This is a genomic window from Telmatocola sphagniphila (assembly GCF_018398935.1).
In the GTDB taxonomy this organism is placed as follows: Bacteria; Planctomycetota; Planctomycetia; order Gemmatales; family Gemmataceae; genus Telmatocola; species Telmatocola sphagniphila.
The window spans coordinates 4,933,889-4,947,349 of the sequence record NZ_CP074694.1 but is presented as its reverse complement, the minus strand read 5'-3'; the positions used below and the strand labels follow the sequence as shown (position 1 = coordinate 4,947,349).

9 protein-coding genes are annotated in these 13,461 nt (G+C 55.2%); 6 read left to right on the top strand and 3 right to left on the bottom strand.

Features of this window, described 5'->3' with window-relative positions:
• The first annotated feature begins 44 nt into the window (after window positions 1–44).
• From KIH39_RS19895 to KIH39_RS19885, 3 genes are read left to right on the top strand one after another with little or no spacing between them, the layout of a single operon-like run.
• Complete coding sequence (locus KIH39_RS19895) at window positions 45–1,478, top strand: hypothetical protein (protein WP_213494972.1); 1,434 nt, start codon at window positions 45–47, stop codon at window positions 1,476–1,478.
• A gap of 33 nt (window positions 1,479–1,511) precedes the next feature.
• Window positions 1,512–2,960, top strand: a complete 1,449-nt coding sequence (locus KIH39_RS19890) for a hypothetical protein (protein ID WP_213494971.1) — start codon at window positions 1,512–1,514, stop codon at window positions 2,958–2,960.
• Between the two features lie 35 nt (window positions 2,961–2,995).
• Window positions 2,996–3,499 (top strand): DinB family protein, encoded by a 504-nt coding sequence (locus KIH39_RS19885; RefSeq protein ID WP_213494970.1) that lies wholly within the window; start codon window positions 2,996–2,998, stop codon window positions 3,497–3,499.
• Between the two features lie 12 nt (window positions 3,500–3,511).
• Here the strand turns inward: KIH39_RS19885 and lipA are convergent, their stop codons facing one another.
• Together lipA and KIH39_RS19875 are read right to left on the bottom strand one after the other, a co-directional pair.
• Window positions 3,512–5,128: a lipoyl synthase gene (gene lipA / locus KIH39_RS19880; RefSeq protein WP_213494969.1), complete on the bottom strand. Its 1,617-nt coding sequence runs from the start codon at window positions 5,126–5,128 to the stop codon at window positions 3,512–3,514.
• An 18-nt stretch (window positions 5,129–5,146) separates the two neighbouring features.
• A complete protein-coding gene (locus KIH39_RS19875) occupies window positions 5,147–8,395 on the bottom strand; it encodes a hypothetical protein (RefSeq protein ID WP_213494968.1) in 3,249 nt (1,082 codons plus the stop codon).
• Window positions 8,396–8,601: 206 nt separating this feature from the next.
• Between KIH39_RS19875 and KIH39_RS19870 the strand changes: the two genes are divergently transcribed.
• The gene (locus KIH39_RS19870) at window positions 8,602–9,453 is read left to right on the top strand and encodes a hypothetical protein (protein WP_213494967.1); all 852 of its coding nucleotides are present in this window, start codon (window positions 8,602–8,604) and stop codon (window positions 9,451–9,453) included.
• Here KIH39_RS19870 and KIH39_RS19865 read toward each other — a convergent pair.
• Window positions 9,450–10,751, bottom strand: a complete 1,302-nt coding sequence (locus KIH39_RS19865) for a homoserine dehydrogenase (RefSeq protein WP_213494966.1) — start codon at window positions 10,749–10,751, stop codon at window positions 9,450–9,452. The two genes, KIH39_RS19870 and KIH39_RS19865, sit on opposite strands and share 4 nt — an antisense overlap.
• Before the next feature lie 160 nt (window positions 10,752–10,911).
• Here KIH39_RS19865 and KIH39_RS19860 point away from each other — a divergent pair, with 160 nt between their 5' ends.
• On the top strand, window positions 10,912–11,997 hold the full coding sequence (locus tag KIH39_RS19860) for a type IV pilus twitching motility protein PilT (RefSeq protein ID WP_213494965.1): 1,086 nt from the start codon (window positions 10,912–10,914) through the stop codon (window positions 11,995–11,997).
• A 63-nt stretch (window positions 11,998–12,060) separates the two neighbouring features.
• Complete coding sequence (gene eutB / locus KIH39_RS19855; protein WP_213494964.1) at window positions 12,061–13,461, top strand: ethanolamine ammonia-lyase subunit EutB; 1,401 nt, start codon at window positions 12,061–12,063, stop codon at window positions 13,459–13,461.

Genomic DNA, 13,461 nt, shown 5'->3' with positions numbered 1-13,461 from the left:
CGGGCGTCTAGAAACTGTAAGTTCCCCTCGGGATCCCCTTCATTATGCGACTCCTTCCGCGGAATCGTTGGCTGCGTCGAAGCCTTTATCTCTTTCTTCTGGTACTCCTCGGGAGTGCCGGTCTTTACGGCTACCGGCATCTGGTTTATCGCGAATCGGCAAAATACGAAGATCGCATTTTAGCGGAACTGAATCAGATCGATCCCGATTGGGCCTGGGAGAAAATGATTGCCCAGTCGCCGAATCTGCCCGATGACAAAAATGGCTATCTTCACCTGGAAGCCCTTCAGAAAAAGTATTCTTCCATCGATGCCACTCTGATTCCGGATCTACCCCAGGATAAGGTGAAGCTCCCCGGCCGACCGAAACTCGACGTTCTAAATTTTCCGCAGCTTCAGGACCCGAAGTTCAAAAAAGAGCTCGATGAATTTCTAAGTGAACTCCGCAAACAAGTGGAGTATCCCCAGGGTTGGATACCGATCACCTGGGGCCAAGATGCGATGACCGGGACCAAGACGCCGCCTCCGTTGACGCAACAGGCCTACTTTTTGATCTGGGATGCTCGGCGACAGGCTCTATTGAATAACCCCGATCTGGCGATTGAAGATCTTCGAGCGTTATTAGCGGTCGCGCAAGCTTCGAGAACGCCTGGCATGCTTATTTATGTGATAGTTTCCTGGGGGCAGGAAAATAATACTGTTGCCACCCTCGAACAAATACTGGCCTGGAGCACCCCCTCGGCAAGCACGCTCAAGAAATTACAGGAAGATCTGGAGCGAACTCTTCAAAAGAATCCCCTCGTAAATGGCTTTCGATTCGAACGGGCCTCGAGCTATCAGATGATGCTGCGGATTGGCAATCAGTTGAGCAACGGCGTCCGACCGCCCGGGGCGGTGAGCAGAAACGAAATCAAAAGGTTCTTTCTGAACATCCGTTATCCAATGTATGCCCCGGCGGATCGCGCCCATTTGCTAGAAGATATTACCAAGGTGATCGAACAGCTGAAAAACAACAGTCCCGAATTGAAAACGACTTTGGCCGAATTGGAGAAAGAAAAAGAGGAAGCTAAAGCCAGACAGAATCAGGAGGAGGAAAACGATGCTTTCAGCAATGTTCGTCCCTCCACCTGGATGAGCGCGTTGTTGAAACCGAGCCTGACAGGGATGCTGAAGAGCGACTTCAATTGGAAATCGACAATTCGTTGTGGTATCGGTGCCCTGGCGGCGGAGCGTTATCGTCAGTCGAAGAATCGTTGGCCGGAGAATTGGGAGGAGTTGGTTCCGGAGTATTTGCAGGAAGTGCCTGAGGATCCGTGGTCGGATAAGCCATTGCGAATGCGAAAGACGGAGGAAGGTCTGACGATTTATAGTGTCGGCGCGAACGGCGTCGATGATGGTGGCCTCCCGGAAGTCCTGAAGACGAAACTCGACCTCGGCTTCCGGTTGTTTAATCCCCAGAAGCGCTCGGCGACCCCTTAAAACAAGCAAATCAATCATCTAAGGAATCCAAGCATGCGAATACTTCCACGCAATCGCTGGCTGCGTCGCGGCTTTTATGTTCTGCTGTTGATTCTACTCTCGGCAGGGAGTTTATTCGGCTACGGCTATTTCATGTACTGCCAGTCGCGTGCTTATGAAGATCGGATGCTGGCGGAATTGAAGCAGGTCGATCCCGATTGGACCTTGGAACAAATAGTTGCCAACTTTCCAGAAGTACCCGATGTAAAAAATGGTTCGAAAAAAATCGAGTCGATCTTCTACAACTTTAGTGTCACCTCGGAAGATTTGGGTCACTATGCCGTCGCGAGTTCGTCGGCGCTACCTTATCGAGTTAAGATTGAGGAGTTTAAATTAGAATCTGAAAAAGAGATTGAAGAAGAATTGATTCAGCTGCGTAAACTCGTCAATTCTCCCCAACGCAAAACGCCAATACTATGGGGATATAACATAAGGTCGTACGGAAAAGGTTTTCAGTCTTCCGATGGTACATTTCTCTCTCTGGAACCTTCTAGGCTTATTTGGGATGCTCGCAGGCAGACGCTTTTGAATGCCCCCGACTTGTCAATCGAAGATCTCCGAGCCTTCTTAATAGGGCCTCAGTTTCTCTCAACAGAAGGCCTCTCGACGAATCTTTTTGTTACTCGGGTATGGGAACTTCGAAGCGTGGTAGCCCTCGAAGAGGTACTCTCCTGTAGCTTACCATCGAGTGAGGTTGTGGCAAAATTGCAAATAGAGATGGAGCGAATACTCGAACAGAATCCCCTTGTCGATTGTCTGCGTTTTGAAAGGGCCGAGAAATTCAAGCAAATGCAGCAGAAGAGTGAGGAATGCGGTCAAGTGGGACAGTGGCCGGGGAATTTGAGCAAGCAGGAACTGAGGAAGTATTTGATGCAGTTGCGTTATCCGATATATGCGCCGGCGGATCGGGCGAGCATGCTGGAGGAGATGACGAAGCTGATCGAGCAAGTTAAAAGTAACAGTCCGCAGGTGCGAGCGAGCTTGACGGAAATGGAAAAGCAAATGGAGAAGATTCGTACAAGACATGGAATGTTCGATGTGGATTTTTTTCCGGATATTCCCGCTTCGAAGTGGTTAAGTCATGATTGGATGCCTCCTCATTGCGCCATGCTAAGGCACGATTTGAATTGGAAGGCGAATTTGCGTTGTGCGATAACGGCGTTGGCGGCGGAGCGTTATCGGCAGTCGAAGAATCGTTGGCCGGAGAATTGGGAGGAGTTGGTTCCGGAGTATTTGCAGGAAGTGCCTGAGGATCCGTGGTCGGATAAGCCATTGCGAATGCGAAAGACGGAGGAAGGTCTGACGATTTATAGTGTCGGCGCGAACGGCGTCGATGATGGTGGCCTCCCGGAAGTCCTGAAGACGAAACTCGACATCGGCTTCCGGTTGTTTAATCCCGAGAAGCGGAAGTCCCTGACGGAAGAAAAGCCCCAGAAACCCTAAAATGGATCGCAGACTTCCTTCTCAAGAGAACCGCCATGACTTCCATGCCAGATCGATTTCGCAAATGGTACGACTACGAACGCGATTGCAACGCCAAGACGCTCGTTATGCTGAATTCGGTGCCCGAAGATAAGCGGCCGACTCCGCAATTTCATCGCGCCGTCGGCCGCATGGCGCATCTGGTGGCCGCCCGACAGCGCTGGCTGCATCGCCTCGGTCACTGGGCCGTGCCTCCGGAAGTGTTTCCGAGTACTTCTTTGGAAGATCTTCCGCAATTAATAAATGCCACGGAAGAGGCCTGGGTCAACTACCTGCAAAAACTCGACGATCGAGAACTGGAACGGGAATTCGAATGGAAGTTTCCAACCGGCGCGCAGATGAGATGGAATGTCGAAGGCGTTCTCACGCAAACCTTCGGCCACGCCTGGTATCATCGCGGCCAAATCGCCCAAACAGTGGCCGAGCTGGGCGGTCAGGCGACCGATACCGATTACATTTTTTGGTCAAAACCGACCCGAGTGGATGCGCCGAACGCTTAACGGAACGACCGCTCAGCGCCGCAGCAATCCGATGTTGAGCAATTCCAACGGCTCTTCGATGAAGGCCGGTTCTTCATAGGGCGGTGGCGTTTCCCCTTCGACGTGTTGCCAGGCGTGATACGAACTGCGCACCAGGGGCCCCGATTCGACGTGCCGGAAGCCGCGCTCCAGCCCGGCCTGTTTATATTCGTCAAATTCCTCGGGTGTGACAAAGCGAGCGATCGGCAGTTGCTTCTCAGTCGGTCGCAGATACTGGCCGAGCGTTAAAATGTCGCAACCGACACTGCGTAAAGCATCCATCACTTCGTAAACTTCGTGTCGGGTCTCACCCAGGCCGAGCATCAGTCCCGACTTGGTGAGAATCTTCGGATGCAAATCCTTGGCCCACTTCAGAACGTTCAGCGAGCGATCCATCTTGGCCCCGGGCCGAACCGTCGGATAGAGCCGGGGGACGGTTTCCAGATTGTGATTCAGTACGCTCACCTGCCCGCTGCGCAGAATGCTTTCCACCAGTGGCCGTTGCCCGCGCTGATCGGGAATCAAGAGTTCAATTCGGCATTCCGGTTGATAGCGCTTCACCGCGCGAACGGTCGCATCGAAGTGTGCGGCTCCCATATCGGGAAGATCGTCCCGATTCACCGAGGTGATGACGATGTGATGCAAACCGAGGGTTTTCACCGCCTGGCCGACCCGATCGGGCTCGGTAGTATCTAGCGGCTGAAGATTTTCCTTGGTGCCGTCCATCACGGAGCAGAATGAACAACGGCGGGTACAGAGTTCACCCATGACCATGAAGGTCGCCGTGCGATGGCTCCAGCATTCGCCGTGGTTGGGGCAGCGTGCTTCTTCGCAGACCGTTACCAGCTTGAGCTTTTGCAGCAGATCCTTGGTGCGATTGTAAGAGGGCGTCCCGGGCGTTTGCACGCGCAGCCAGGCCGGCAGTTTGCGCGGATCATCAGTCAGCCGAATTTCGCCATTGGCTTCCAGTTCCAGGTCGAACTGATGAGCGAGATTGCGGCTCAAATCGCGCTTGAGGGCCGTCAGGCTGGGAAGTTCCCGTCCGTAACGTTCGCACTCCAGTTTCAGTGTGGTGTAAACGCTGGCATCCAGGCCGCAGGGGTTGATGGCCCGAAGCGGTGCCAGATCGAGATCGTAGTTGAGCGCCCACCCGTGGTAAGTAATCCAGGCATCGACGCCGATGCCGATGGAGGCGATTTTGCGAGGATTCTCTTCTCCAATCCAGGCACCGGTGGCCCCTTCCACACTGCGGGCCGGCAGGCCGATTTCGACCAGCGTGTCGATGATCGCGGTTTCGATGCGGCGAAGACACTTGTGCAGATCGCGGCCGGACTGGTTGAGATCCAGGAGGGTGTAGCCGACCAACTGGCCCGGCCCGTGATAGGTCGATTGCCCGCCGCGCTTGGCTTCGATCCGCGGAATTTCCGGAACCAACGGCGGCAATTCCTTACCCCGGCCGGTGGTATAAATCGGCTCGTGCTCGACAAAGACCAAGTAGTCCGGACGAGAAGGATCCTGCTGTTTCGCTTGCAGAAGCTGCTGCTGGAAGCGCAGCGTTTCCGAGTAGTTTTCGCGTTCAGTGCGATCGATCGTGCGAAGGGTTCGAATCATACAAATTATTTTAGCAAACTAATTGAACATTTCCCGTCGGATTAGAAGTGGGGGAATCGGAGTGTCCCCCCGCTGATCCCTTTCCCACTGGCGCACCCAGTCCGCCCAGCTCAAAGGACAATTTTCGATGTAGGCTTGCGGCAGAGTGATCGGTGTGGTCGATCCATCTTTCTGCTGAATCACCAGGCCGTCTGAAGTAATCTCGATCTGCTCGGCCCGGCAACCCACCTGCCAGGCGGTGTGTGGCTTGAAAGCGGCCACGCCCTCGAATTTCATGGCAGCGCTGAGTACGTCGAAAAAGGCCGATTGGGCATTCTCGGGAATTTTCAGCAACCAGCCGGGTTGAATCACGGAGGCCACCAGACATCCTTCGCGATCCTCGATCATCAACTCCAGAGGATCGCCGGGGGCAACTTCCGGGAGATACAAGCCGAAGCCGATGCGGTTGGTGGCGATCCAGATGATCGCTTCCGGGACCGGTTTACCCGCTTCGCCCCATCGCTGACTGGCCTTGAGATAGGGCAGAATCAGCCGATCCATCAGATGGTGCAAAGATTCTTCGATATGGTGCAGCTGTTTGTGGAATTTTCGAATGCGTCCGGTGGTGGGACTGTTCCGCAGTTTGGCGAACATCTTGGGAATCGTGCCCGAATGAAACCCCGGGCGAAGGAGTCGTCGCATTTTTTCGCCGTGCGAGCCAATGACCACCGGATCGAGCGTCGGCGAGGCGTTGCTGCGATAGAGTTTCCAGTTTTCCTTGAGCTCCCAGGCGAGGAAGCCGAAGATCCCCGGCACGCCGAAGATTACAGTCGTCGTCGTCTGTATCGAAACGCCGAAGGAATCGGCGATGTTCGGAATCAACGGCAACAGCAGTTTGTGCGACACGGTGACGACCGGGAAGTGCTTGATCGGATTGATTTGCGGTTCGATCAGCAGGTTCCAGCAGAATCGAAATACGTAGGTCAGAAAGAACCAGAAAATCCCGGCCACCATTTTGAGGTAATAGACGACCCGGCTTTGCCCTTCGCGGAAGCGAAGAGTTTCATCGACCAGGTATATGCCCCGTTCGATATGTTCGAGAACGTTTTTGAAGAAGTAGAAAATCGCTTCAAAAATTCCGATGATGGTGCCCAACGTGAAGCGATGCCAGAAGTACCCGATGAATTCGTCGATCTGCTCCTCAAGCTCCCGGCCGGTCCGCGTGCGGAAGAAAATACTGGTCATGAAGGCGACCATGCAGCCCAACCCGGCGCAGGACCAGGCTTCTTCCCCCAACAGGCGCGCCAGCACCGCCGCAAACAGGCCGGAAACCGTTGGAACCAGCAGATATTTTCGGATCCAGCGGGTAATCGGATTGTGGAGGACGCGCTGAACGATCGGCGCTTCGAAAATAGCCCGCGGCCAGCGGTAGAGCAGATTGGTGATTCCTTGAAACACCGCCCGGCGGAAGTTCGGGATGTAGAACATGCCGAGCAGAAATATCCCCAGCATGACCACCGCGGGCAGCGTGGCCCAGGTAGGCTCTTCGGGGGTATACCGGCCGACACTTCCCAGAGCTTTGCGCAACGGCAGCAGCTGGGTGACCGATTTCATGGCCCCATCCACCACATGTTCGGGACGGGGGTTGTTCACAAAGAAGCGGGCAAAACCGTCGATGGCGTCCCAGAAATGGTGGATGCCTTCGAGGAACAAAAACGCGCCGCCAAAGGGCATTATCAGATACTTGGTGACGATGCGACCCTTGATGGTGCCGAAGAAAACCGAACTAGCGCGTTGAAAGATGCGCAAGTAGATTTCGCCACGCTGGTAAATCCCATCCAGCTTGTAGGGCAGCAGCCAATTGAGCCGCAGTAAGGCATCGCCGCGCAGGAACTCTTTGAAACCGGAGACATCCTGGAGTTTCAGCTGGTTTCGAGCGATGGCGTCGCGCACATCGCCCATTCGCAAAAATCCCCGCTCGACGATGGCGTCAAGCATCTCTTCCACCAACTTGTCGCGCGAAATTTTTTCCGGCAGATTGGTGGCCACCAGACCGACTTCTTCGAGCGAACTGTGCAGAATCGGCCGGATTTTCTCCCGTACCGCATGTTCCAGGTCGTGGATGATCTCGCTTAAAAATTGCGACAGCGGGATCAGGGAAGAATCGAAATCGGAAATCTCCTCGGAGTGTTTCAAGGCGGAACGGAGGTGCCGGATTAGCCGGATTTCCCGCGTATCAGCTAGTTCGCGCTTGATCGGCTTGCGCCCCAGCGTCAGAACCGACTCCATTACATCCACGGCAAAGATCGGCTGTTCCACGTCGATGCAGACGTTCTGCAAATCGAAAAGCAGCCTGGCCTCGAGTGGAACTTCCGAGGAGATGCCCTGTTGGCGGAGGCTGGTACAGATGGAAGTGAGGTCGATTTCCTTTTCGTGCGGCAGCGCTTTATTCAAACGAGTGAGAAACTGTTGCTGGATCGCGTTCGCTTCGGCTGTTTCCCCGAGCTTTTCCTGAATGAGCATGGCCCGAACGAGATTGCCCTGAGTGGCCGATTTGGCGGCTTGCAGTTGCAGTTTCGAGCGTTCGGAGTGGGTGAAATTGGGCCTTTGAATTTCTGGAGCGCCCGGCTTTTTCTTCGGTTCGTTCAGGCGCAAGCGGCAGGCCTCGGCGAGCGGCGCTGAATCGAGTTTTTCTTCGAAAATTTTTGCCAGCTCGGCGATGTTCGACATTCCGGGAAAGAAATCGTCCATCCGCTCGCGATCGAAGTACCACAGTTCGAGAAACAGGCCGACGGTTTCTTCCACCTGGGTGTAGTAGTCGTCCTCGGGAAAGATCCGACCCTGCTCGTTAAGAACCAGGCGGATTTCCTCGCGCTGCGACCGGCCGATAATGGACCAGAGCACCCGGGTCGATTCAAAATCGGGAAATCGTTCCTCGAAGCGAAGGTCGAGCATGTAGTGGAACAGGGCCGCTTCGATGCGATGGTGCCAGTCGTAGGGCCGGTTGCGCAGCTCGTCTTCGTCCAATTCCGGCAGCAGAAGAATGTGATCGGGCAGCGGTTGCTGCAAGCCGATTTCCTGCGGATCGACCACGCTTTCCAGATCGTCCCGACTGATGTAGTAATCGTTTTCGTGGGGAGCCGGTCCGGCGGAGGCTGGCATCTGACGGTGGCGACGGATGATCCGCCGTAACCAAAACAGGGGAACCTGTCGGGCGACGGGCGCTACTCGGGACAGTTCTTTATCCAGCGCTTCCCGCGCCGCTTCGAATTCGATATTTGCTTCCACTTCCAACCATTTCCGGATCTGAAGATCGCCAATGTCTAACAATCATTTCAGGAAAGGCAAAAACTCCGGAGAGCCGCTTCTTCTCGGCCTGGGTGTGCTCCGGGGCGTGCGCTTATTTTTTATTAGCTTTCTGTAAAACGGATTCTACCAATTGGCAAATTGCTGAAGGTAATTCGATTCCGCACCGACTTCCTTTGGAGGTACCTATGAAGTGGACATTTCTTCTACTTATTTTTTTCACATCGAGCTGGGCCTTTTCGCAAGCTCCGGTCGCCGAAACCCCCAAGAAATTCGACGTTAACCGGCTTCTGGATGCCGATCCGGACAAGCAACTCGCCGCCGCGCTGCAATTCAATGCCGAATTGCGACTGGCCGAGAACAAAATGCGCGAAGCTCAGAACGAATTGAAGCGGGTGAAACTGGCCGTGGCCTCCAAGTTGCAGGCCGTGCGGCAGGAACGGGATAAAGCCCGGGAAACGATCGGTCAGGCCGACGAGAAGCTTCAGAACGCGGCCCTTCCGGCAGCCGAAAAGAAAGCTGCCGAGGAAAGCCGCAATAAAGCGGTGGCGATAGAAACGGTCAAAAATGCGGAATTGACCCAGATTTTGGGCGTGGCTCCTTTGATGCCGGCCGACGCACCGGCCTCACCCTATTACGTTGAAAAACGGCATCAAAGCGTGCCGGTCGCCCATCCTCGAGAACAATTACCCAAGGATCTGGTCGCACAACTCGACAAGGATTTTGCCGCCAAACTCACCTTTGACGAAAGCTTCGAAATGCCGTTGGCGTTAGGGCTGGCGGAACTCCAGAAGAAGGCCGGGACGAAAATTCTGATTCAAACCAAGCTTCAGAGTGACCAGGGGGATGACGCCCTCAAGATCCACTTCAAGATTCCCAAGTCCGAAGCTCCCGTGAGTCTCGGCGCCCTGTTTTTGTTGATCGAAGATCAGACGGAGATCGAAATTTACGTCCGCGATTATGGACTGGTGATCGTGCCGCACGATAACAATCTGCCCGGCACGTTACTACCGCTGCGGGACTATTTGAAGAAAAATTAGTCGTCCATCGAGAAGTGCACGCCTGGGGCCGCAATCCCGGGCAGCCTGTTGATATGTTCCAGGGCCGTGCGGAATTTGCCCGTTTCGGCATAATGGGTGATGATCACCAGCGGGACCACATCCCCTTGATGCTCTTCCACGGCTTCGTGTTGGATCACGGAGGAAATGCTGATCCCGACATCGGCCAGACTGCGGGCCACCTCGGCCAGCATCCCCGGTTTATCGGCCACTAAAACGCGCAGATAGAATCGTGAGCGGACCCGGGTGGAAGGTCGGAGTCGGAAGCCTTTGCCCGAAGGTTGCCAGAGCTTGGCCGCCTGGAACGTCGCCTGGGCCCGACCCACTGCGAGGTCGATAATATCAGCCACGACCGCGCTGGCGGTCGGCATCTCGCCCGCGCCCGCACCTTGGTACAGTGTTTCGCCGACCACATCACCCATGATCTGGATGGCGTTATGCGCTCCCCGGACCTGGGCCAGCATGTCGGTATTTCGCAAGAGCACTGGAGCGACGTGCATGGCGACATCCTTGCCATCGAGCCAGGCTTCGGCCAGAAGTTTCACCGTGTAACCCAGCTCCTGAGCATATTTCAAATCGATTGAATTCATTTCAGAAATGCCGAATCGTTCGATCGATTTCACGGTCACATTCAGGCCGAAAGCCAGTTGAGCCAGCACGCAGAGTTTCGCGGCTGCATCCGAGCCATCGACATCGAGCGTCGGATCGGCCTCGGCGTAACCCAGTCGCTGAGCCTCTTTCAAGGCGGCGCTGTAGCTCATCCCTTTTTCGGACATGGCCGTGAGGATGAAGTTGCTGGTTCCGTTCAATATGCCTTGAATGGCCGTGATCTGATTGGCGGTGAGGCTTTGGGCGATGGCGGCGACAATCGGGATGCCACCCGCAACGCTGGCTTCGAAAGCAATGACCCGGTCATGTTTGCGGGCCGTCTCGAACAGTTCGACGCCGTGCTCGGCCAGTAGAGCTTTATTGGCGGTGACGACATGCTTGCCGGCCATCAACGCCTGCAGAACGTATTCCCGGGCGATATCGGTGCCGCCCATGAGTTCGACGACAACATCGATCGTCGGATCGGCAAAGATCTCGGCGACGTTTCGGGTGATCAGGGAAGCTGGAATGCAGTCGGGCCGCGGCTTGGAAATATCGCGCACGGCAATCTTCTTAAGTTCAATTTTCCGTCCCGAGCGGGTAGCGACACGTTCGGGTTGCTCGAGCAATATCCGGGCAACCCCCCCGCCAACCGTTCCACAACCCAAAAGAGCGACGCGTAGATCAGACATCAAAACTTCCACCCAGTAAACCCTTCGAACTTCATCAGTATAGCGATTGGAGGAAAGTCGGAATCAGCGCCCCGACCGGTAAGCCCGGCGAAAACTCATAAGCTCATCATGGAACCGGATTAAGATGAGGAAAGATATAAATTGGTGCGAAGGTTAGAATATGAGCGCATTCACGCCTATAAACCCGGAAATTTCCGCGAAACTTCGCGATTTGCTAACTCGGGCGGTGGAAGCCGGGGCCTCCGATCTGCACTTAATTGCCGGGTACCCACCTGTCATGCGCCTGCACGGCGATTTGCGCGAATTTCCCGGCCCAATTTTGCTGGAAGCGGAGACGGAGAATCTCCTGAAACCGCTTTGCCCCGCCAGTGTCTTTGATCGACTGCTGGAATCGAAAAATATCGACTGTTCTTTTGAAATCGATGGCAACCGCTTCCGCGCCAACCTGTTTCACTCGGGCGGAAATCTCGGGGCTTGCCTGCGAATCGTCCCGACCGTCATACCTGAATTCGAATGGGCCGGCTTCCCGGAAGATCTGGGTCACCGTATCGCCTATCTGCTCGATGGTCTGGTGATTGTGACAGGAGCCACCGGTTCCGGCAAAACGACCTCTCTGGCCATGATTGTCAATCTGCTCAACCGGACGGGGGGTTATCGCATCATCACTGTCGAGGAGCCGATTGAATATCAGTATCCCAAGGAGCCGAATTCGGTCATCACCCAGCGCGAAGTCGGTGTGGATGTTCACACTTTTGCGGACGGTCTGAAATACGGCTTGCGACAAGATCCCGATGTGATTCTGGTGGGCGAAATCCGCGATCGCGAAACGGCGCAAATTGCCTTGAGTGCGGCCGAGACTGGGCACCTGGTGTTTTCGACCATGCACACGCGCGACACGAAAGGGGCGATCAGCCGGTATGCCGATCTCTTTCCCCAGGATGTGCAACGGGATGTCCGCTACCAACTGGCCTCCAGTTTGCGAGTAGTCGTGGCACAGAGACTCCTTCCGGATGTGGAGGTCGGCTCCAAACGGCATCTGGCGATTGAAGTGCTCATTAACACCGGTCCAATTCCCACCGCCATTCGCAATTCGAAACTCGAGAGTATCGACAACTATCTCATCACCAATCGCAACGAGGGAATGCTCAGTTTCGATGAGTCCATTCGCAATCTGCTGAACCAGGGTCTGATTTCCCGGGAAGTGGCCGAGAGCAATGTGCGGGAACTCGCTATTCTCAATCGCTAGTCCTCGGCCGCGCCCATACAATGCCCTGATTCCAAAATCCCCTCTCCGATGGTACGGCGTCACATGGCATACGTGGCAATACTGCGCGGGGAACGCTTTGCTTTTGCGGATTTGCGGGAACTGCTGGCCAAGGCCAACGAAGCGAAATCGGGCGATCAACTTGCCGGGATCGCGGCCACCTCGGAACGGCAGCGCGCCGCGGCTAAATTCGCGCTGGCCGATCTCCCTCTTTCGGAAATTCTCGCTAAGCCGCTGTTAGACCCCGATCTGGATGATGTCACCCGGCGTATTTTCAGTTCGCACCAGAACTCCCCTTTTCAGCCGATTCGCTCTCAGACCGTGGGTCAATTCCGCGAATGGCTTCTGGAGGATCCGACCGATCAAGCCGCGCTTGAGAAAGTTCGCTGGGGAATCACTCCGACGATGGCCGCGGCTGTCGCCAAGCTAATGAGCAACAAGGAACTCATTTACGTGGCCCGAAAAATTCGCATCGTCACCCGCTGCCGGAATACTATTGGCGAAGAAGGTGTTTTTGCCGTGCGGGCGCAGCCGAATCATCCCACCGATGATCTCCCGGCAATCCTTTTGGGCGCACTCGAGGGTTTGGCTTACGGGTGTGGGGATGCCGTGATTGGCATTAATCCAGCGGCGGAATCCATCGAAGCGGTATCGACCATTCTGCGCGGTCTGGATCGACTTATTGAAACCCTTCAAGTGCCCACGCAAGCTTGCTGCCTGGCCCACTTCACCACGCAGATTGCCGCTATGGAACGGGGAGCCCCCGTCGATCTGCTTTTTCAATCGATCGCGGGAACTCAGAAGGCTAATGCTTCCTTCGGCGTGGAACTCGACCGATTGACCGCAGCGGCCGAGAAAGTTCGCGAGCATCACCGCCGACGCGATGTGCATTGGGTCGGCGAGCAATTCCTTTACTTCGAAACGGGACAAGGAAGTGCTTTGTCGGCCGAGGCTCATCACGGCATCGATCAGTTGACGCTCGAAGCGCAAGCTTATGGTCTGGCCCGCACCTATAATCCGTTCCTGATCAACAGCGTGGTGGGGTTCATCGGCCCGGAATATCTGGCCGATGAGCGGCAGATCACTCGGGCCGGGCTCGAAGACCACTTCATGGGCAAGTTGCTCGGCCTGCCAATGGGCGTGGATGTTTGCTACACCAATCACGCGGAAGCCGATGCGAATTCTACCGATAATCTGCTGATTCTGCTGGCCTCCGCCGGCTGCAACTACGTGATGGGCGTACCGGCTTCCGACGATGTGATGCTGAATTATCAATCGACGAGCTATCACGATGCGGCTCTGGTTCGCTCGCTTCTGCAATTGAAGCCCGCGCCGGAGTTTGCCCAGTGGCTGGAAAGTCGCGGCCTGTTTCAGCACGGGAAACTGGCTCTCAACGATCGCCTGCCTGCTTTGACGGATTCTTTGTCTCGAATGATTACCGGCTGA